Below are 19,929 nucleotides of genomic sequence, written 5' to 3' on the forward strand. Positions count from 1 at the left end.
CTCTCTCAATTATTTAAGACTCGATGCTCTATTCAAGTGTCTAGAAGTGTTGCTATCGCGCATTACTGCCCTGATGTGCAATAAGCCCAAAGCAGTCGACTTGCATACTCATGCAATCTATACAGGGCTGTGTTGTTCAGTTCTCGCACCCAATAGCGCAATAAGGATTCATTAGATTGCTTCAAAAAAAGCGGAGCTTTGAACCATGGGGGTGCAGTCGTTGTAGTCAGGTAAATCAATCTCGAATATAAAGTCTCGTTGCAGGATGTACGGTTTCAATTTAGACCAATCTATCCCACCTGCCCCCAGACACATCGCATCATGGACTTCGGTTCCTGCACTGTCCACCACATGGTAGTAATGGGTAAAGGGAAACGCCTCACTGAGATCCTGTTCCAATTTCAGGTTGTCACCACGGCAGGACATGAACGAGTGACTGATGTCGTAACAAACAGGTAGTTGTGCTGGTCTTATAATGTGACTTATCCAGTATCGATTTACACTGGAAAAGATACCTTTTGGTGCATTTTCCCATAAAAATCGGTCATGTGTGGTTGAGCGAACTTCCTGAATAGCCTCCTTCAAAGCATGCGACCTCTCAAGAATCCGGACAGTATCAGAAGAATCCGCCATACCACTCTCGCACTTCTCGTAGTGTGGATGTACCACGCAAAATAGATCCTCCGAATTGCAAATTTGATCCAATAAATCACAAGAAGAGCGATAAAAATCGTAAACCTCAGGATCACAACTCAGAATGTCCAAGAACTTGCCACTAACCTTCATCGGGTGATGCAGGAACACCTTAACACCATTGTCCCTGAGTTTCTGAATCGCCTCGCCAATGCGCTGAGGTTCATAGATATCTTTCTCAAATAGTTGAAGTTCGACAACGTGTGGGCGGTACTTCAAACGGTCTTCAATTTGCTCGGGAGCTAAAGAACATTTAAGGTTAATGCGCTGCATTTGTGACACCTCCACTGTTGAATTTAACTGCCCAGTTGTTCAACAAGTAACGGTTTTTCCGTAATGAATATTCATTCAATTAAGGCTCGACCGTGCCATGTTCGGGTCTCGCTCAAATGTATCAAGAACTAATAATCATGTCTGCATTGGACAGAGGACGTACTATCTCTAAATAGTGGTCTTCCGCTTTCCAATACCTTGTTTTAAACTTCTCAATTTGTTCCCTGGTGCTTGCTGATTCACGTTTAAAACGTGTTTCTCTTGGACAATCCAGATACACAACGAAATCAAAGAACTGCCGCCACTCTTCGCGTTGAAGGAATACACCTTCGATAATCACGATGCAACCGCCTGGTATTACAACCGTTTTGCTGACCGCTTCGTCACGTTCAGAGTCGTAAAACGGGAGATTTATTTCTGGAGCATCTCGTAGCTTTTCAAAAAACTCCTGCCGTAAATACCCGACATCCCATTGCAAATTGTAATACTCATGCCACTGGTCAAATCCCGTGTCGTATCGCTTCTTGCGTTCCACAATATGATCGTCAATATGGAAAACGCAAACGTTTTTCTTCTTCTCGATAATCCTCTGCTGTATTTCATCTACAACCGTGGTTTTACCAGCTCGACTCAACCCATCGACACCAATAATGAGGCGGTCATCATGGTACCGATTCAGAATGGCTCTTATTAACGTGTCAACATTGTCAGCCACAGTTTCACCCCATATGTAACAACTCATTTATTCCGATAGAATCGCTATTGCGTACTCCTGCCCGAGAGCGCCAGAAGTGTTAATAATCTGGTTCGTATAATCATGCAATCCATCGAACGAGTAAATCTTCAGGTAATGCACCCTTTAACTTTCAACAAACCCTCATTATAATGCCAGCACGGAGTTCCTTTTGGAGAACTCCGTGCTGTCGTAGCAAATTACAGTTCCATTTGGAGGTCTATCTGTGCATGTGTGTTCTCACTACAGACTTTATCTCCATGCACTTTAATAATCTTGTTGACACCGAGACCTGTCCAAAAACGTACAGCAGGAAAATTTTTAAGGGCCGTGCACAGGGTCAACTTGTTGAACGTCGTTTCTCTTGCAAAATTCAAGAATGACCCCATAGTTTCCCTACCATACCCCTTCCCTTGATAATCGGGATGAACGAAGAACGTAAAGATATACAAAGAATCAGGGGGTGGTTCTCCCTCGTACACCGCGAAAAATCCTATGATTGTCGATGTTCCACGCTCTCGAATGGTCAGTATTTTAAAGCGTTCTCTCTCCCCTCCTTGAGGAGGAAGAGGGGGATTGGTGACAAGCGTATTCAAATAATCAGGGTCTCCATAAATATACGATCCGTCCCATTTTGACAAATACGAACATGCATCATGGATCGCCTGTAGCACTGGAACTTCTTCAACAGTCGAAATAGCTATGCTCAATCTCTCTGTTTCCCACAAATTCGGTAACTGTGTTTGATACGACATAAACATGTAGCCCTCCATGATAACGGAGATTAGCGCCTTTTCTAACCAAAACACAAGGAGTCGAGATGTGTATTTAACCTCTCTAATCTCAAAAAAGCGGCGTAACCTCAAAGGTTAGCCGCATGGTGAAATGCATTTATAATCCACCCAGCGTTCCTTTGTAATGGTTAAAAATAGGCATACTAATCCCGTTGTTTATTTGAACATCAAAAAAACAGGAATTACGCACTATTTAGTTCCAACCATTACATGGATACTGGCATAAATTAAAGTCCCCTTCCAAAACATCTCCAAATGTATCATACCATGACAACGGAATATTTAGATAGATGTGCTATTGGATTAATCTGCCCTTAAGCTACACAACGAGTCCCATAAGAAAATGCATTTTGATGCAAGACCGAGCGGGCAGGATTTGTTCAATTCTTCCCCCTGTTAATGCAAGATGGAGCGCGTTCCATTATTCGAATTTTTTCGTAACCATGTTATATAATAAATTCGATGGATTCATGAGGTGTAATTTTTGAATCCAAGAATGTACGTGGAACGGAGGACAAATATCATGTTTAACTTTATTGCCCCGCCAGTAAAGCCTTAACAGTAGGATCTACTGTCAAGGTGTTTCCATGAATGTTGGTAATACTTCCCGTAGATTCTACTGTGTGCATGTTGTAGCTGGCATTCCATGTCCGCAACATCATACCGGTAGAAAGTGGGAACTGTGAGTGAGAGATAGAATATATTTCATCTTGTCGATGATTATCTTCGGTGCAATTGGGGTTTTTGCTAAGTTTATCGATCTAGATTCAAGTGAAATTGCTCTATTCATGAGTTTGATTGGCAGTTTTTTTCTGCTAACCATTTTCATCTGTTCCAAGCACCCAATTTCGAGGGGAAACATTAAGAAAAATACATCTGCATTGTTGGTATCGAGTATCGCCCTCAGTGGGAATTGGATATTTCTCTTTCAGTCCTATAAGGAAACCACGATTGCGAACGCGGCTTTAAGTTACTATTTTGCTCCCGTATTGGTAATCGTGATGTCGCCTGTTGTGCTGAAAGAACGGCTTTCGCTTAAAAAAGTTGTATGTGTTTGTACAGGACTTCTAGGATTGATCTGTATTGTACTGAGCGGTGGAAATGACGGATCCAGCCATCATCTGCTCGGTATCTTCTATGGGCTTGTTGCGGCAGCTTTTTATGCAACCTTGACCTTGAGCAACAAATTTATCCGAGACTTGAATGGACTAGAAAACACACTCTTACAACTTTTATTATCGGCGGCATTGCTTATACCTTACGTTTTACTAACAACAGGGTTACAGTTATTTCGGATATCTGTGTATTCTGTTGTCCTCATTGTAGTGTTAGGGGTACTGCATACAGGAGTCGGCTTTTACCTATTCTTTTCTGGAATGAAAGGATTAAAAGGTCAAAGTATTGCTGTATTAAGTTATATAGACCCCCTAACTTCGTTATTGATTTCAGCCTTTGTTTTCCGCGAAAGGATGGCTGCATTTCAAATTATAGGTGCTGTCCTGTTGCTGGGGTCAACCTTTATCAGTGAAGTGAGAATTTCCCTTCAGCAAAGAAAATCCTGAACAGAGATTGATACGGTCCCCTTTAAGTAACTGTGGCGAAAGTCCACTATAGTTCTTAAAGGGGATTGTTTTGCTCGCCGGTAATGATCCACGTGCGCCCTCTCCGGAATGTAGGCAACGTATCCAATTATAGATGTTACACAACCTTGTTGAACTACCCAAAAGCTACACAAGAGCAGATTATCACCGACGAATGTTTATTCAAACGTTACACAGTCCAAATTCCTACAGATATGCCCTCATAAGCGCAAGCGAATTCCATTCTTAAGGGAGTACTTTGACATATTCGTGACACATTGAGTTTATACAATTCCCTCGAGACACTCTACTATGGGGTTCATACGAGGGGGAGTATATGGGTTATATAAATGCCTCTTCCGCATGACTGATCACTCGTACAGTATTTTGGCACCACACTCAAAGCGAAGGTCAGACCTCTTGATGTGGCTTTGAAATTAAAATGGTTTTTTTATGAAATCAATCCAAGGAGGTTGTACACATGAATTGGAAAACAAAAGTAGTATCTATTGCTGGAACAATGGTAGTTGGAGTTGCAGGTTTCGCACCGGCAACGGTCTGGGCTGCTACGAGTACAAACAATTCATACAGTCATTACAAAACGGAAATCACGCAGTTGAAAGATAGTCTGAAAACACTTGAAGCAACACGCAAGACAGACAATCAGGAACTGACTGCGTTGTTCAAGCAATCAAAGGCAACAATGGCGAAGAAACATAAGCCAACGACTTGGAATGCGGTTAAAACTACCCACGCTGAGATCGTAGCCGTACGCACGCGCCTGGAGACCGACGTGAAAAATACTCACGCAGCTCGTATCAAAGATCAATGGGCAAAGTACGTTACAGACCTAAAAGACGCGAAATATGATCTTCAAACATTGGTCAACTTAAAGGTGCGACAGCTTCATAACTTGAGCGACCTGAATTTGACGGGAGCCCCATCCGGTGTCAATACGGATGGCTCCGATCCGACATCTTCGAACACTGCTAACACGTAAAGAACATTAAGATACAGTCGATAAGCGACATTGAAAAGGCCCCTCTTATAAGGGGTCTTTGTCGTTCCATAACGGTCTTGATGTAACGAAAGGTTCTTTCAGACGGGGCTATTGGTCATTCAGATACTGCAACCCCTAACATCCTTAATCTCTTTAATTACAATAAGTGGTCATATTGCACATTACTTCCCGCTAACGCAGTAACAGTTCTGAACCAATATTGTATATTTATGTATCGAGGAGTCCGAGTCCTTCTCAGACATTCGCCCCCGAGTTCAAGAACAAGGCATCCTTGATTGGAAATGTCAATTTAGAAGGACGGTGGAGAGGAAACGGCAATCAGCAACGTCTCTCCCTCAGCAATATTCTTGTAGCTATGCGGTGTTCTGGCATCGTAGTAAATGCTGTCGCCTTCTTCGAGTGTGAACCGTTCATTTCCAAGGGTAAACTCCAAACGTCCAGAATGAATAAAGAGAAACTCCTCCCCTTCCGGATGGCCTACGCTGACGTTCCCTGAAGTAGCGCCTTTTTCGAGAACTCCCCATATCGGTCCCATCTTGTTGCTGCTTCCATGACTAAAAGAATACCAAGTAATTCTAGACCCCTCGGAATGGACCAAAGGTTCTCGTTCGTTTTTCCTCACAACAATACTTCGCTTCTCCTCGCCGAATAGATCAGTAAAATTCACGTTGAGAGCGTTGGCTATACGTTTCAGAACGCTTAGGGATGGATTCACCTTGTCGCGTTCAATTTCGCTTAGAAAAGACAAAGAAATAGAAGCCGCTCTTGAGACCTCTTTAAGCGTCAATTTTTGTTTTTTTCGCGTATTTCGAATGACATCGCCGATTGAATTCATCTGTTGTCCCCCTACACCTCAATTTATTTCGCTTTCAGCGAAATATTCAACTTTATCATATCGGATGTTTATAGCGATATCAAGCACTCTAACGAAGAGCGAATTACGGTGTTAAAACGTTGATTTATCGCAATTTAAGAATTACTATTAAATCAAGGTTGATGTGCAATTTCATACCCGAGTATTTACACATCCCTTTAGTATATTTTCATTTTGGGCGAAATTTTTGAGAGCTACTATCTCTCATCGAAATATTGAAGTTGTTCCAACTGTCCATTTGAGAGAATACCGGGGGGGAACAAATGACCAAGGTCTATAAAGTAGGTGATGTTACTGTAACCCGTGTCACAGAAATGACGATAAGCGGCATTCAGCCAGAAATTTATTTTCCGGGCTCGTGGAGCCCCGCATTCCTGAAGGAGAATAGAGACACCCTTCCTTCCGGTGTCATCGACAGTAATTCTCAGCTTATCGTTAGTATAGGAACTTGGGTTGTGAAGACTCCCAACCATACGATTCTTATTGATACGGCAACGGGAAATGATAAGAACCTTCCATATAATCCGGATTTATCCAATCTCCAACTCCCCTATCTCGAACGTCTCAAGGATGCGGGAGTTACGCCGGAAGACGTGGACTATGTCCTGTTGACGCATTTGCATGTGGATCATGTCGGTTGGAATACTAGACTTGTAGATGGAAAATGGGTACCGACATTCCCGAATGCCAAATATGTATTGCCACTTTCGGAACAACAATATTACTCCAGCACAGCCAGCCATAATAAAGCAAACGAAGCCAACTTTAACGCTTACGAAGAGAGCGTTTTGCCTGTTGTCGAAGCTGGACTGACGCAAACCATCGGTCCCGAGGGAGGAGAGTTTCTTGATATTTTCAAATTCATTCCGTCTCCGGGCCATAGTATCGGTCAAATGTCGATCAGCCTTACGTCCGGCGGAGAAGAAGCTTTGTTTGGCGCAGATGTGATGCACCATCCGTTCCAGGTGTATAACCCCGAATGGAATTCCATGTATTGTGAATTCGCGGAACAAGCGCGCATTTCTCGGCGCTGGGCGCTAAATTATGTAGCGGATCGGCCAATCATTTATTTTAGCACGCATTTTCCAGAGAGTGCGGCGGGGTATGTGACTCGCAGCGGTAACGGATTCAAATGGGAATTCATTTAAGAAGCTAGCATTTAGCTACGAAAGGTGTTGACAAAATGACAACAAGCGATTCTCTACTTCATATGCCTATCTTGACCGAAGACCTCCGTATCGCAAGCGATACGTCCGGCATCGAACTTTTTGTACGCAACAAACGCCCAGCTTCCATGAAAACCTTCACTAACGAGAAAACGATTGTCATGGTTCACGGCGCCACATATCCGATTGGCAGTCTGTATGACGTTGAGTTGGATGGCTTCTCTTTCTTGGACTACCTAGCAAGTCATGGTTACGACGTCTATGCCGTGGATGTGCGCGGCTACGGCGGTTCGACGAGGCCGCCCGAGATGGAGCAGCCCGCTGACTCTAACCCTCCGCTTGTTCGTACGGAAACGGGAGTTCGGGACTTGAGCTCAGCGGTGGACTTCGTTCTAAAACGGCGGAATTTATCGAAAGTAAACGTTCTTGGAATGTCTTGGGGAGGAACGGTTGCCGGGGCCTATACCAGCCGAAACAACGATAAAGTAAATAAACTTTCGCTTATTGCACCTCAATGGCTAAGCACGAAACCGATTCCCATCGATACCGGAGGTCCGCTTGGCTCCTATCGCCTCGTCCCGGTCGGTAGTACGAAGGAACGTTGGTTAAGCGCCGCTCCCGAAGATAAACGCGTCGATCTGATTCCGGAAGGTTGGTTCGAAAAATGGGTCGAAGCGACATTAGCTGCCGATCCGGGGAGCCAAAACGCCCATCCGGGGCATATTCGGGCGACCAATGGACCTATCCTGGACATCCGTGAATACTGGACGGTTAACAGAGCTTTTTATAATCCCAAGGAAATCACTGTGCCTGTCCTTCTTGTTCACGCGGAATGGGACATCGATGTGCCCCTTGATTTGGCTCAGAACTTCTTCACGTCACTGACTGGCGCCACTTACCGTCGCTGGGTAGAGATTGGAGAAGGAACACATATGGTTCTGCTGGAGAAAAACAGGATGCAAGCTTTCCAAGCAATCCGCGGCTTCCTGGATGAATCGTACGTACCCGCGAAATAAGGTTGTTGCAATGCCAAGGTTTTTAAATATCCGTTACCTAAACGGAGGCCTGCGGTATGTCGCCGCAGGTCCCTATTTTAAACAAATCTTATGAAGAATATGGGGAATTTTTCCAATGAGTCATACTTCAATATCAACAGCAAAAGCCCCTGCCGCTATCGGACCTTATTCGCAAGCCATCGCATTCGGAGACGCCATCTACACATCGGGGATGCTTCCGATTGATACCGAAGGCAATTTGGAGGAAGGCATCGTTGCTCAAACCCATCAGGTATTGACGAACCTCAAGGCGGTATTGGCGAAAGGCGGTTTCACCTTGGAGGATGTCGTGAAAACTAAATAAAGTTGTGGACTGAGCAATAGTCGGGATGCTCGGCAAACCAACAAATGCGAATACACCATACATACTTCGCGATCTTTCTGGAAGAGTACATGCCTGTGCAATATGCGTAAACCAGAATCTTCAATAACATTGTGCAAGACTCATCCGCAAATTTTGGCCAACAACGCTAGAATTGAGGTGGTTCGAACCTGCCAATACCCAATTATTGAGAGCAACTGCATAACTCATGGTTGTTTGAGATGACTCCTCGGATAGGTCCACTACATAGAGTACTGCAGTCTTTCGCTCATTCTCAAACGAATGATCACGACTTCGTTTCAACGATTATTCATCTTCGAAACTTAGCCAAGGGGTTAAGTTGCACTTTCGCTCGTTATGGGTTAGCAGGTTACTGCCCATTTACCCTGTAATGTATATAACGTCCGTGACCGGACAACAACCTTATCACGATACGGGGCTTGACCGTGTGGTTTATATCAACCGGGGCGATTCTGGAACAGAGGATCCCCCGTCACACCGCATGGATATACAATGGCAATGCGATCAATGTTCCGTCGCAATCGGGCAGCTGAATAGTGAGTCTGTTAATCAAAGAATGAAACGACGAAGGGACTGTCCCGAGAGCGGTGAAAGCCACTACGGAAGCAGTCCCTATGCTCATCAAAAATTACTCAATGGTGCTTTTCATAGCTTGATACATTTTATGTACGTATACGTCGATTTCGTCACGTGACATGCGCAGGCGATCCACGGACGAGCCATAGCCAATCTCCTCTTTACCCTCTGCGAACCCTTGGAAAATTCCATCTGCGAAAGCGTCTAATGGTTCTCCGACCGTATGTAGACCCGATCCACCCAAATCGGTGTTCACTGCCGGTGGAGCCACTTCAATGACTTCTACAGATGTATTAGCCAGTTGGTGTCTGAGACTCATCGTAAATGAGTGTAGCGCCGCTTTGGTCGCCGAATAAACGGGGGCAATCGCTAGGGGTGTGAAAGCCAACCCAGACGTCACATTCACAATGGCCGCATCTTCTTTTCTTGCAAAAAATGGGGCGAACATCATGGATAGATGAACAGGAGCTTCAAGATTGACCATGATTTCATTGTTGTAATAGCTCCAATTATCCTTCGCATTTGCCTTCAACACATGAAAACGCTGTTGAATCCCTGCATTGTTCACTAATACGTTGACGTCTGGATAGTTCGTTGTCACCCAGTCAAACAACGCTGTACGGTCGGATTCAACTCCAACGTCACTGACGCGAGTAACGAGATTTGGAAACTTCTCCTTGGCATCCTGAAGGACACTTTCACGTCGCCCACAGACGATGACTGTATTTCCAGCCTTGATAAAGCGTTCTGCAAAAGCAAGTCCAATGCCCGCACTGCCACCCGTAATGAGTATTGTATTTCCTGAAAGTTTCATCGAAGTTCGCCTCCAGCATGAGTCTGCGCTTTGAACACGACGTTGGATTGTGTCACCGTGTATTCTCCATTCTTCATAAGAGTCACCAGATAGTCTAACCAACGCGGGTCGCTGTAACTCGAATATAACTAACTGGTTGTTTACATCATACTAACAACTAACCAGTTAGTCAAGGCGTTGTCCGTATGATATATTGAAAACACTAAATGAACGCTTGGAAAAGGTGGGGCATCCTTTGAGAAACGCTGAGGCAACAAAAGAACGGATTTTAGAGGCGGCTATGGAGGAGTTCTCCTACTACGGCATTGCGGGTGCGCGCGTTGACCGCATTGCTAAGAATGCTGGATGCAACAAGAATCTTATCTACATTTACTTTGAGAATAAAGAAACGCTTTTTAAAACTGTCCTCGAGAAACACTTAACGCGAGTTTATGAGGAAATTTCCTTCACACCTGAGGATCTTCCTGGTTATGCGGCAAAAGTATTCGATTGGGCTATGACACATCCACATATAGTACGGTTAATGACATGGTACAGTTTGGAGCAGAAGGTAGACAATATAACCGAGCGTACCTCTGTCCGCGACAAGAAAATTAAAGCGATAATGGATGCGCAAAAAGATGGTCTGGTAGGAACGACGTTCACTCCTGGCTTTCTTATGACTGCGATCATGGCTTTGGCCACCGCCTGGACGCCAACACATCCATTCGGGCCGTCGCACGATCCAGATGCCGTGAAAATTCCGAGCGATACAAGGGATGCAATCGCCAAAGCCGTTCGTCTGATCGCTAAAGGTGAAGAAAGCTGATATGAATTGCGCGACTGGAGGGGGTGTTGGCACTCACAGGTCGTACGGTGACAGGTATTGGGCGGTAATGACTGGTGAAAACGTGCTCTACAGTCCCGTGTCAGAACAAGAGCTGTCTAGCCTATTGTAAAAATCTTAAAACCACTGTCTCTTGTTTTCACAACGGAACGGAGCGTCGCTTCTTCAGGTAAAGGGGGCGAATGTCTGAGAAAAACTCGGACTCGCTAATACATAAATATACAATCATGGTTTGGAACTGTTACTGCGTTAGCGGGCAGCATTCCTATTATGAAAGTTCTTGAGGATTGAATAGAAAACAACCCCTTGGTAGTGTTTGGATTGGCCAATCACAACACAGAACCAGGAGGTTGCTCAGCAGTGAGTATAACGCAAAATGCGAAGATTCGTCGTGTCACAGATTCGACCTTGGTCGTCGGAGCAGATATTGCTAAGAAGGTTCATGTCGCGCGTGCCAGCGATGCGCGCGGTATTGAGTTGGTCAAGCCACTAGCTTCGACAATACGAGAGATGGATTCGAGAGGTTGCTCTCTTGGATTGAGACGCTCAAGGTGGAGCATGGCTTTGACAACGTCATTCTAGGCGTCGAGCCAACAGGCCACTACTGGATGAATCTCGCACAGTTTCTGCGTCATCACGGCATCGGTGTTGTTCTAGTGAATCCAATGCACGTGAAGAAGAGCAAGGAGTTGGATGACAACAATCCAACGAAGAACGACCGAAAAGACGCTCGAGTGATCTCGCAGTTGGTTAAAGACGGACGCTACTCCGTACCCCACATTCCCGAGGGTATCTACGCGGAATTGCGCGTGGGAATGAATTAAAGAGAGCGTTTGAGCGAGGACCTAAAGCGAGTGCAAGGGCGGGTTCACAATTGGTTGGATCGGTTCTTCCCGGAGTTCACGAGCGTGTTCAAGGACTGGGAAGGTCAGGCCGCTCTGGTGTGTTTGCACGCCTTTCCGCTACCAGAAGACGTAGGCAGCGAGACCGAAGCAGAAATTGTTCGTGCCTGGCGTGATGGAGGCATCTCTCGCGGTGTCGGAGTCAGCCGTGCGAGGCAGTTGTTGAGTGCGGCAAGCACGTCGATAGGGATTACCGAAGGGCTACAAATGGCTCGACGGGAACTGCAGATCCTGTTGGGACAGTACGACTTGCTACACGAGCAACTGGAACAATTGCTAGCAGAGATTGAACAATTGGTAAGGCAGATTCCTGGGGCATCACAACTGATGAGTGTACCCGGAATTGGGCTCGTGACAGCCGCTGGCTTTATTGCGGAAGTGGGCGACATCTCGTCTTACGAACATCCCAGACAGATTCAAAAGCTGGCGGGATTGAACCTGAAGGAGAATAGTTCTGGGAGTCACAATGGACGTAAACAGATCACGAAACGCGGAAGGCCGAAATTGCGCGCCTTGTTATTCCGATGTGTGATCCCGTTGATTGCAAAGAACGCGGAGTTTCAGAGCCTGCACAGATACTACACCCAACGGTCAGAAAACCCGCTCAAGAAAGTGCAGTCGATTGTGGCCTTATGCTGTAAGTTGATTCGCATTATGTTTGTACTGTGGAAGCGAAAAGTTCCATACGATCCGATTCAAATGCTGGGGCCAATCCATCAGAACGGTTACAGAATGCCGCTTGAGAGTCTAATTTACGCCACGTGATTTAGCAGTTTTTGTTGAGGCAAGACCGGACAAACGAAGCGCGGAGCAGCCGGTACTAAACATTCCTTGAGGGCAACGACCCTGGCGGGCAGCAAAGCTGGCCTCCACCCTTCGATAGGCGGAATGATGGAATGTAAGGGCCAGAAATGGACCCCGTGAGGCATGAGAGGGTAGGCCGCGAAGGTAGAAGTGGAGATCCAAAAGCGCGACCATAAAATTCAAGAAAGGGGCCAACCCTTATTTGAATGTGCCCTTACGGCTGAAAAGCCCATGAAATCACGGCATTCCAAGCCAAACGTCTAGTTTAGACCAAGAAGGAAACCGCTAAATGACTGGGAAAATCTTAGATCATTGAGAGAGGAAGGTGCAAGAAGAGAACCGTAATTTATTGCATCAGTTTTTATGGCTTGATGACCACCACTGAATCATATTTCGAGTTTATGGAGGTAGTATGAATACAAAGTTAATCATTGTTGAAGGTATTCCAGGTTCGGGGAAAAGCTCAACGGCTAGTTTCATTGCAGAATATCTTCAGAGTCAAGTGATTCCATGCGAATTGTTTTATGAGGGGAATCTCGATCACCCTGCTGACTGCGAGTCAATCGCTTGCCTTACTCGTGAACAATTTGATGAGCTAGTTATGACATATTTTAAGTACGAAAACATTCTTCGTTCCGCAGTTTTAGAGAATGGAGGAAATCTTTTTTTATCCTACGGGAAATTAGCAAAAGAATCTGACCTGCCTGAAGAGATCATAACAGCCATCAGTAAGTTTGATGTTTACGAACTCCCCTCAGACAAATATTGTAATGTGATTCTGCAGAGATGGGAAGCATTTTCTGCATATCAAGCCGAAAGAAACACTGTTGTAATTTTCGAATGTTGTTATCTACAAAATGCTTTAACTCAGCTATTCGTTAGAAATGGCGAGGATAAAGAATACGTTTTACGTCACATCCTCAAGTTAAGCCGAGCAATTGAAAAACTTGACCCGATTCTGGTTTATCTCAATCCATTAGACGTAAACGAAACGATAAACAAGGTAAGCAAGGAACGGTCAAATGAGTGGTTAGATTTTGTCGTTTGGTATCATACCCAACAAGGGTACGGACGTTCACGTGGATTGAAAGGTACAGATGGGTATGTCGAGGTTTTAGCGGCAAGGCGGTCACTTGAACTAGAAATATTGGAGAATCTCCCGATTAGCGTCCTTCAAATCGATAATCCTCAGAGTGACTGGTCGGAGTCGCATCGGAAAATAGAAGAAGATATACAAGCGCATAACCCCTATCGCTTATTGCAACGGGGGCAATAACTGAAGAAGCCAGAGCAACGAAAAATGAATGAATATTCAATATGGGTTCCCGTACCGTTGTGTCACTTAGGGACAGCTATGTGCAAGAAGACTCTACCAAAACGGATGCCATTCATGAGATAGATCGAACGAGGCGATACCACTGTAAAATTCTTAATCAGCACGCGGGGATCCGACGCTGTGAACCGTACAACCGCTAACGACATGTTTGTTTTTCCAGTGAGGAACCCACGGGCAGTGATGGAGTAGAGGAGTCTCATGCAGTTTTTCATCTAAGTACGCCAACTCACGATTTGCCCAGGATCTAGGGTGGCATCCATCAGAGGGGACCATGGGTTGCCTCTGATAGATGCCGACAAGGCAATGGTTAGTCCTACGGTAATCAGGAAACTAGCGACCACGAGTCCGTTGAACTGGCGGTCAAACAGACAGGGTAGCAGTTGCCCAGACGTGGACAGGCGTATGGTGGCGTTACAATTGTTACTTCTCTCCGATAAACTTGGAAGTAGATTGTTTTTTAAGTTTATCCCAATTGGCGGTCAGGAGGGTTGATTTTTGTTTCAACTTATCGAATGAATCATATAAGGCTACTATCTCACCAAAAGATCCATCTACCAATTTTACGAACGGCGAGTTATGGTAAATTTTAAATACAATGTATCTCCCAAGTCTGTGTTTACGTATAAAATTGACTAGGCTTGCAGGGGTAACCGAATATCCTAACTGTTCCAATACCGTAAATCCCTCGTCCATTGCTGAGATAATTTGCTTCAAAAGCTCGTTGTTCTTAGCTACTTCTTTCAAATTACCATTTTGAATAAAGCTAGCAGCGTTCAGAGGAACAATAAGGATGATATGACTTTTTAACCATGCGTCAATATCGTCATGATAAGCTAATTGATACTTGGTATGCTCAAATGCATTTTCTAGTAGCGGTTTAAATGGTATGTTTCCATTGAGGCTGCCAAGCACCATTTTTCCGACTCCACGTACGCAGATGATGCGACCATTTTCTTCTTTGCGTCCTCCGCTAAGCTGAAAACCGAAGACGACGTTTTTTTTAACAAGACTCTTTTCCTCTAGGAAATTTTGCATGCCATGGGCATCCGCATTATTACCCACAAGAACAATATTACTACTCTGATTATTTGCCAAAATAGGCAGTACTGCTGGGAAATCGTTATATTTCATAACACTAACGTTGCATAAAACTTCTCTGAGCCTGTCAAGAGAGGGTGAATTGCCGTTCAAAGTTACGGACTGAATACTCGGATTTTTTGTTTCCGTGGCTTATGGTCTAAAAGGTCAATACCCCTATGTCAGGTAGTTCGAATATCCATAATCAGGAATGTTAGATTAGGTCGTAGATAACGGTCTCAAGATGCTCCGTTTCACGCTCTATGTACTGCTGCACCGTTTGCTCAAAGATGTCTTCCACCTTGCATCGTCGTCGTCCCTTGGATGTTCGACCTGGTTTCTTGTACAACGCCTTCACAAACTCAGAAAAGGCTCGGTCCCAATAGAGACGTAGACATTTGTAAACCTCAAGTAGCTTGCCGCTGTGGGACACCTTCGCTTGCAAGAGAATCAACAGGCAGTACGTAATCAGTGCAATGAGCAGTTGGTTATACACGCCATTTTCACTATGACCGTATAGGCGCTTGAGTACCAGGTGCTGCTTGACCCATTTAAAGAACAACTCTATTTGCCAACGCTTTCGGTACACGTCACAGATTTGCTCTGCATCCATCGTCATGTCATTCGTCAGTATCACGACGCGCTTGCCTTCATTGTCCGTGGTTTCAAGCAACCGCAGGGTGTGCTCCATCACGTAATTTGGATAACTCCCCAAGCGTACCAATGCTTCTCTCGTAACCGGTGAATCGGACGGTACCTGTCGCTCTTCAATGACTTCGTGAATGACCGCATTATCTTTGAGCCGAGTGACAAACTTCGTTCCGTTTGCACAGTACGTATCGAACTTACGGTAATCCACATAGCCACGGTCAAAGACGTTCAACGCATTCGGTTCTACGACCACTAACGCATCCATCTGTGTCTTGTCCGCAGGTTTGGCGGGCGTGAGGATCGCCTTATCTGGCGCAACTTGATCGTCTAGAAATACCAGACGCAGGTGCAGTTTCACACCAGCTTTAGTACTGCGAAACTCTGCCCAAGGATACTGTGAAACACACATTGAAATGGTCGATGAGTCCACCAGATTAATCCGTCGCATTTTCTCGTTCGCTCGTTTTGCACCGACCTGGCGAGTGATTTGCTCGACACATTCACGGAACACGAAATCCAGAAAGTATGACGGCGTTTCTCGCAACTTCCTGGACAACTGGGAAGCACTAATAGAGTCTAGCGCCAGTTCTTTCTGGAGGGATTCATTGGCTTCCAACTCCAAACTGATGTCCTTCAGTGACGGGATTTGATTGACCTGGGCGAAGACGACGAGCCGGATGAATGAGATGACACCGAGCTTCTTAACGTACCGCTCCATCTTGAGACGGTTTAATTCCTGCAATATGGTACTGACATTCAGCGGGGTAACATACTCCCGGAACGCCGATTTCGTGGTATCCTTGTCCATGGTGGGTCTCCTTAGAGAGAGTTGGACAGGACTACCTGTACTTCTCATTCTAAGGAGATTTTTTCATGTTGGTGTTGTCTAAATCATGAAACTTCCAAACATTTCATCTATACATTCTGACAACTCGAAGCACTTGACAAACCATAAATTCCTTTATGCAACGCTAGTGATTTCATAACAACAAAAATGAGATCATAGATATCGTCTGGCTGGAGAAAATTGATCACTTTTACTGCATCGACAGTCGTTTTACGTTGAAAATAATGGCGGATGACCAGTCCATCTTTGTTCAGTTGTTCTGCTCGCTTTCCTCTGGCAAGTATTGTTACTTCGTTACCTCCGCGCAGTAGCGCATGAACAAGATAACTGCCTAATACTCCCACGCCGAAAACCAATATTCTCAAGTCATAGCCCCCTCTGATTTCTGACGATTGTTGGTTATTGACCATTTGTACGATATAGTCAAATTATCAGCTTCGACAACATGTATCAATCGCCAGATTTATCGGTACTGTTGGTTTTTCAACAAAATACAATCGACTGTCTAAAACGGGGGAAATTTCTATGGACAGAAGAATCAAAAAGAGCCAAGCAGCCATTATGGACGCATTAATTTGTCTGATGGATGAGAAAGATTTTGAGAAAATATCGATGTATGAAATTGCAGAGCGTGCTGATGTAAACCGAGGCACTATCTACTCGCATTATGTGGATAAATATGATTTGTTGGATAAATGCATAGAGGCTCAACTAGAACAATTAATCACAAGCTGTTTGCCAGAGGACGAAGCAGTAACTTATCCCTCTAGGGATTCATTACTCCGTACGCTTGAACAAATGGAGAGGAACGCTCCCTCTTATAGGACTTTACTGACGAACAAAGGTATTCCTTCTTTCAGAAATCACTTACAAGAAATGATGAAAAAGGGGATACGGAATCAAATTATTAAAAACAATTTAAAGCAAGATGATATGAGCAACGATATTTTAGTACAATTTTTGAGTTCGGCGATTGTTGGAGTGATTGAATGGTGGTTTATGTACGCGATGTCCTGTTCTGCAAAAGAGATTACGGAAAAGTTATGGCAACTGCTCAAAGTTAATCAGGTAATACCCCAATTTGAATATTGAACTACCCCCAATGGCGATGGTGACACACGGACTAAAAGCATACGGTTGGGGGTTACCCAAGTGCGGTTGTGACATTCACTACTTCAATCGTGGTCAGTATCGTCGACAGGTTATAGCTAGCATATACAGAACCGTTGATTAAACATGTTAGCTTCTCTGTGAGAACTTGACCCATGTTGGTCAGGTTCCTGTATCAATATTTCAGCTAGATTTCTCGGAAATGATATTGCGCTATAGGGATTAATCCCACAAGAAAGTCCGTTAATGTGTGCATGGATATGCACTTCGTGAATAACTCGTCTTGTGTCGTTATCGGGCAGGAATGCGCAATAAGCGGATTACTCTCATGTAAAATGTATTAAGCGGAACATTGAAAAGGATAGGGGGTTATTCCCGTTATAACAATTGATGTCAACGGTGTGTCCTTCCGACTGAAAGAGTATCAAAATTTCGACTGGTTGAAAACTCTTGGTAAGGTATTTTGTGTTTTCGATGAACAGGATTCCGGGAATCTGTCATTTGGTATCCAAGAAGGGCGGAACAAGCTGTTTGTTAAATACGCGGGTGCCAAGACAATGGATTATTCGGGAAATCCGGAGGATGCCGTCGAGCGTTTAAAGCGTGCCATACCTGTGTATCAAGATTTAAAACATCCCAGTTTGATAAACCTGGTAAATCACTTTGAAGTGGGCAACGGGTATGCCGGAGTCTTCGAATGGTTCGATGGGGAATGTCTTCATCCTCACTGGTCATTCCCACCACCGCAAAAATATACTCATCCAGATTCTCCATACTTCCGCTTTAGGCAGTTACCTGTTGACCTACGATTGACATCATTGGACGCAATTTTTCAGTTCCATGTTCATGTTGAAGCAATGGATTGCGTAGCCATTGACTTCTATGACGGGAGTATTCTATATGACTTTTCAACAAACTCCACAAGAATTTGTGATATCGATCTCTATGCGAAGAAGCCGTTCATCAACAACATGGGAAGACTCTGGGGTTCATCAAGGTTCATGTCACCTGAGGAATTTGAAATGGGTGCGGTAATTGATGAACAGACGAACGTGTTTAACATGGGGGCTACCGCTTTCGTACTGTTCGGTGGCGAATCCGATAGATCATTATCAAAGTGGGAAGCAAGTGAGGCTTTGTACGAGGTTGCATTGCGTGCGGTTGATGAGGGGAGGACGAAGAGGTTTTCATCAGTCGCTGAGTTTTACCACGCATGGAGAGAAGCAAGATATCGAAATGTGATTCAAAAATCATTATGAAGATTGGACTGACAGACGCTGGTATGGAACTTATCCCCGTAAGCACAATAACCATCTTCACTGGTATTGCATGAATATCCAGCCTGACAGTCACAGGCTTATGGGACAATTGGGCAGTAATGTTCAAGAAGGTTTCGACAATTTAATGCCGAATGGTAGCTTAACATGATCTGCGGGACCGTTTTTTGGGAGGTATGTGTATGCAACAGCAACTGTCTCGTGCAAACAAGACTGCATGGGAAACGAAGGCGTATCAGGCTTGGGTTCATGAATTTGGAACGCCCAATCAGCTTGCCGAAGAACTTAAGCAAAACCATACACATCATCTGCGTTATTGGCTGAAGTACATTGGTGATCCAGCAGGAAAACGAGTGCTGAATCTCCTAGGTTCCCATGGTCGTAAAGCTATTTCTTTAGCCCTGATGGGAGCTGATCTAACTGTAGTCGATATATCCGAGGAAAATCGAGCATACGCTACACAGGTGGCAAAAGCCGCTGGTGTACAGTTAAATTACATTTGTTCTGATGCCTTAAATATCCCCACCGAGGACACGTTGGGGAATTTCGATATCGTGTTAATGGAGTTTGGTATCCTTCACTATTTCACAGACCTCAATGCTATTTTTTCTGTAGTTAATCGAAGATTGGGCATAAACGGGCGTTATCTCCTCACCGATTTCCATCCATTTACCAAAGTGGTGATGAGCACCTACAATCTACCGAACCCATCTGGAGTTTACTTTGACGATACCATCAAGGAAGGTGAAGTGGCGTTTGCCAAGTTGCTTCCAGAAGAAGAACGCTCTGGTTTAGCTAAGGTGTTAACACGTAGTTGGACTGTAGGTGAAATTGTAACTTCTCTGGCGTCTCAAGGGTTATTTATTCGTGCATTTGAGGAGATAAGGAGTGTTCAAAACCCAAAGCTTCCTGAGTTTTATACTCTTGTTGCTGATAAAATTGATGTACAGTTGCCCCCATTAAATCCATGAACACAACATCAGGTATTAAACAATCATGGCATTAACCGAATAACAGTACCTGGACACTTGCATGATTATACGTTGATCACAGCAGGTGTCCTCTGTCGTTCTTGGGCAGTTCAAGAGTGGGGCGTGGCTTGTGCATATTACAACTGCAAAATATACCACAAGCTCACCTTACATACCGTTGTCTAGGGTGTATGGATCTGTCCTTA

At 44.6% G+C, this 19,929-nt stretch carries 18 protein-coding genes and 1 pseudogene; 11 read left to right on the forward strand and 8 right to left on the reverse strand.

Annotated features, from left to right (window positions below; translation table 11 throughout):
• Positions 1-171: 171 nt before the first annotated feature.
• The 3 genes from NZD89_RS24730 to NZD89_RS24740 form a co-directional block, all read right to left on the reverse strand.
• Positions 172-966, reverse strand: coding sequence for an apurinic/apyrimidinic endonuclease family protein (locus tag NZD89_RS24730; RefSeq protein WP_268005326.1), 795 nt, complete (start codon positions 964-966; stop codon positions 172-174).
• 121 nt (positions 967-1,087) lie between these two features.
• Positions 1,088-1,681 carry a kinase gene (locus NZD89_RS24735; protein WP_268005327.1) on the reverse strand — a complete coding sequence of 198 codons (594 nt, stop codon included), beginning with the start codon at positions 1,679-1,681 and terminating at the stop codon, positions 1,088-1,090.
• A 218-nt stretch (positions 1,682-1,899) separates the two neighbouring features.
• A complete protein-coding gene (locus NZD89_RS24740) occupies positions 1,900-2,454 on the reverse strand; it encodes a GNAT family N-acetyltransferase (protein WP_268005328.1) in 555 nt (184 codons plus the stop codon).
• A gap of 725 nt (positions 2,455-3,179) precedes the next feature.
• Between NZD89_RS24740 and NZD89_RS24745 the strand changes: the two genes are divergently transcribed.
• Both NZD89_RS24745 and NZD89_RS24750 read left to right on the forward strand, forming a co-directional pair.
• Positions 3,180-4,055 (forward strand): DMT family transporter, encoded by an 876-nt coding sequence (locus NZD89_RS24745; RefSeq protein WP_268005329.1) that lies wholly within the window; start codon positions 3,180-3,182, stop codon positions 4,053-4,055.
• A gap of 499 nt (positions 4,056-4,554) precedes the next feature.
• A complete protein-coding gene (locus NZD89_RS24750) occupies positions 4,555-5,073 on the forward strand; it encodes a hypothetical protein (RefSeq protein ID WP_268005330.1) in 519 nt (172 codons plus the stop codon).
• Positions 5,074-5,383: 310 nt separating this feature from the next.
• Here the strand turns inward: NZD89_RS24750 and NZD89_RS24755 are convergent, their stop codons facing one another.
• Positions 5,384-5,929 carry a helix-turn-helix domain-containing protein gene (locus NZD89_RS24755; protein WP_268005331.1) on the reverse strand — a complete coding sequence of 182 codons (546 nt, stop codon included), beginning with the start codon at positions 5,927-5,929 and terminating at the stop codon, positions 5,384-5,386.
• 302 nt (positions 5,930-6,231) lie between these two features.
• Here NZD89_RS24755 and NZD89_RS24760 point away from each other — a divergent pair, with 302 nt between their 5' ends.
• From NZD89_RS24760 to NZD89_RS24770, 3 genes are all read left to right on the forward strand, one after another.
• Positions 6,232-7,116: an MBL fold metallo-hydrolase gene (locus NZD89_RS24760; protein ID WP_268005332.1), complete on the forward strand. Its 885-nt coding sequence runs from the start codon at positions 6,232-6,234 to the stop codon at positions 7,114-7,116.
• A gap of 35 nt (positions 7,117-7,151) precedes the next feature.
• Complete coding sequence (locus NZD89_RS24765) at positions 7,152-8,150, forward strand: alpha/beta hydrolase (RefSeq protein WP_268005333.1); 999 nt, start codon at positions 7,152-7,154, stop codon at positions 8,148-8,150.
• A gap of 115 nt (positions 8,151-8,265) precedes the next feature.
• A complete protein-coding gene (locus NZD89_RS24770; protein ID WP_268005334.1) occupies positions 8,266-8,493 on the forward strand; it encodes a Rid family hydrolase in 228 nt (75 codons plus the stop codon).
• A 667-nt stretch (positions 8,494-9,160) separates the two neighbouring features.
• On the opposite strand, the gene NZD89_RS24775 is transcribed toward NZD89_RS24770, so the two are convergent.
• Complete coding sequence (locus tag NZD89_RS24775; RefSeq protein ID WP_268005335.1) at positions 9,161-9,922, reverse strand: SDR family oxidoreductase; 762 nt, start codon at positions 9,920-9,922, stop codon at positions 9,161-9,163.
• 235 nt (positions 9,923-10,157) lie between these two features.
• On the opposite strand from NZD89_RS24775, the gene NZD89_RS24780 reads away from it, so the two are divergent.
• The 3 genes and pseudogenes from NZD89_RS24780 to NZD89_RS24790 all read left to right on the forward strand — a co-directional run bounded on the left by NZD89_RS24780 (position 10,158) and on the right by NZD89_RS24790 (position 13,730).
• Positions 10,158-10,730, forward strand: coding sequence for a TetR family transcriptional regulator (locus NZD89_RS24780; protein ID WP_268005336.1), 573 nt, complete (start codon positions 10,158-10,160; stop codon positions 10,728-10,730).
• A gap of 378 nt (positions 10,731-11,108) precedes the next feature.
• A pseudogene (locus tag NZD89_RS24785) lies at positions 11,109-12,415 on the forward strand (IS110 family RNA-guided transposase).
• A gap of 451 nt (positions 12,416-12,866) precedes the next feature.
• Positions 12,867-13,730: a P-loop NTPase family protein gene (locus tag NZD89_RS24790; protein ID WP_268005337.1), complete on the forward strand. Its 864-nt coding sequence runs from the start codon at positions 12,867-12,869 to the stop codon at positions 13,728-13,730.
• A gap of 480 nt (positions 13,731-14,210) precedes the next feature.
• On the opposite strand, the gene NZD89_RS24795 is transcribed toward NZD89_RS24790, so the two are convergent.
• From NZD89_RS24795 to NZD89_RS24805, 3 genes are all read right to left on the reverse strand, one after another.
• Positions 14,211-14,921 (reverse strand): ketopantoate reductase family protein, encoded by a 711-nt coding sequence (locus NZD89_RS24795; protein ID WP_268005338.1) that lies wholly within the window; start codon positions 14,919-14,921, stop codon positions 14,211-14,213.
• 160 nt (positions 14,922-15,081) lie between these two features.
• Positions 15,082-16,326: an IS4 family transposase gene (locus tag NZD89_RS24800; protein ID WP_268003651.1), complete on the reverse strand. Its 1,245-nt coding sequence runs from the start codon at positions 16,324-16,326 to the stop codon at positions 15,082-15,084.
• A 107-nt stretch (positions 16,327-16,433) separates the two neighbouring features.
• Positions 16,434-16,730 (reverse strand): ketopantoate reductase family protein, encoded by a 297-nt coding sequence (locus NZD89_RS24805; protein ID WP_268005339.1) that lies wholly within the window; start codon positions 16,728-16,730, stop codon positions 16,434-16,436.
• Between the two features lie 160 nt (positions 16,731-16,890).
• On the opposite strand from NZD89_RS24805, the gene NZD89_RS24810 reads away from it, so the two are divergent.
• From NZD89_RS24810 to NZD89_RS24820, 3 genes are all read left to right on the forward strand, one after another.
• The gene (locus NZD89_RS24810; RefSeq protein ID WP_268005340.1) at positions 16,891-17,457 is read left to right on the forward strand and encodes a TetR/AcrR family transcriptional regulator; all 567 of its coding nucleotides are present in this window, start codon (positions 16,891-16,893) and stop codon (positions 17,455-17,457) included.
• Between the two features lie 389 nt (positions 17,458-17,846).
• Positions 17,847-18,734 carry a serine/threonine-protein kinase gene (locus tag NZD89_RS24815; protein WP_268008609.1) on the forward strand — a complete coding sequence of 296 codons (888 nt, stop codon included), beginning with the start codon at positions 17,847-17,849 and terminating at the stop codon, positions 18,732-18,734.
• Between the two features lie 200 nt (positions 18,735-18,934).
• Complete coding sequence (locus NZD89_RS24820; protein ID WP_268005341.1) at positions 18,935-19,723, forward strand: class I SAM-dependent methyltransferase; 789 nt, start codon at positions 18,935-18,937, stop codon at positions 19,721-19,723.
• Positions 19,724-19,929 lie beyond the last annotated feature (206 nt).

The organism is Alicyclobacillus fastidiosus (genome assembly GCF_026651875.1).
Taxonomy (GTDB): domain Bacteria; phylum Bacillota; class Bacilli; order Alicyclobacillales; family Alicyclobacillaceae; genus Alicyclobacillus; species Alicyclobacillus fastidiosus.